We start from the raw sequence: 1,694 nt of genomic DNA, 5'->3' as shown, positions 1-1,694 counted from the left end.
GCGGTGGCGGCGGGCGACCTCGGCTTCGCCGTCCCAACGCCGGAGGTGCCGCCGAGCGGAAGGCGCGCCCGCCGGCATCAGCGCCTTCTGGCACGTGGCGGCGCCCGGCGGCTTTGCCTTCGTCGACCTCCAGAACGACGTGACGGCGAAGGACGTCGCGCTCGCCCACACGGAAGGCTATCGCGCGGTGGAGCTCTTGAAGCGCTACACCACGCTCGGCATGGCCACCGACCAGGGCAAGACCTCCAACATGGCGGGCCTTGCCATCATGGCCCACCTCACCGGCCGCTCCATCGCCGAGACCGGCGTGACGGTGTTCCGCCCGCCTTACACGCCCGTGGCGATGGGCGCGCTCGCCGGCCACCACCGCGGCAAGGACTTCCGCCCCACCCGGCCGACGCCGACGCATCGGTGGGCCACCGAGCAGGGCGCGGTGTTCGTCGAGGCCGGCTTCTGGCTGAGGGCGCAGTATTTCCCCAAGCCCGGCGAGACCGACTGGCTCACCAGCGTCAACCGCGAGGTGAAGGCGGTGCGCGAGAGCGTCGGCGTCGTGGACGCCTCCACCTTCGGCAAGATCGACCTCCAAGGGCCGGACGCCGGACGCTTCCTCGACCGGGTCTATATCAACACCTTCTCGACGCTCGCGGTGGGCAAGGCGCGCTACGGCGTGATGCTGCGCGAGGACGGCATCGTCATGGACGACGGCACCTGCGCCCGCCTCGCCGACGACCATTATGTGATGACCACCACCACGGCCAACGCCGCCAAGGTCTACCAGCATCTGGAATTCTGCCTCCAGGTGCTGTGGCCGGACCTCGACGTGCAGCTCGCCTCCATCACCGAGCAATATGCCCAGATCGCGCTCTCCGGCCCGCGCTCGCGCGACGTGCTGGCCAAGGTGATGGACGGGGCGGACGTGTCGAACGCCGCTTTGCCCTTCATGGGGGTGCTGGAAACCACGGTTGCCGGCGGCATCCCGGCGCGCATCTTCCGACTCTCCTTCTCCGGAGAGCTGGGTTACGAGATCGCCGTGCCGTCGGGACAAGGCGAGGCGCTGATCCGCGCCATCATGGAGGCCGGCGGGCCCTATGGCATCACGCCCTACGGCACCGAGACGCTGGGCGTGCTGCGGATCGAGAAGGGCCACGTCTCCGGCAACGAGCTGAACGGCCAGACCTCGGCCCGCGACCTCGGCCTCGGCAAGATGGCCTCCACCAAGAAGGACTATATCGGCCGCGTGCTCGCCGGCGGCCGGCCTTCCTGGAAGAGGACCGGCCCATCTTCGTCGGCTTCCGTCCCGTGGACCGCTCCGAGCGCCTGCGCGCGGGCGCGCATTTCCTCGCCATGGGCGCCGAACCGACCATGGCGAACGATGAAGGCTACATGACCTCGGTCGCCTTCTCGCCGACGCTCGGCCATTCCATCGGCCTCGGCTTCCTCAAGAACGGCCAGAAGCGCATCGGCGAGACGGTGCGCGCCTATGACCCGGTGCGGGGCGGCGACATCGCGGTCGAAGTGTGCGATCCGGCCTTCGTCGATCCCGAGGGGGAGAAGCAACGTGGCTGACATGCTGGTCGATTTCGCGCCCACCGCCTTGCTGCCGGACGGCCATTACGGCGCGTCGGGCGAGGGCGTTTCCGCGCGGCTCCTTCCCGGCGGGTCCGCCGCCAGCCTCGTTGCCCGGCGCGGCGCGG

The 1,694-nt window shown here is 69.9% G+C and carries 1 pseudogene; it reads left to right on the top strand.

The window, feature by feature from the left end:
- Positions 1–1,566, top strand: a pseudogene (locus AC2W7M_RS24935) (glycine cleavage T C-terminal barrel domain-containing protein); the annotation flags it as partial.
- Positions 1,567–1,694 lie beyond the last annotated feature (128 nt).

The sequence above is a fragment of the Xanthobacter sp. BG11Y11_SDJG genome, assembly GCF_057364445.1.
This window is presented reverse-complemented; position numbering and strand designations above follow the sequence as displayed.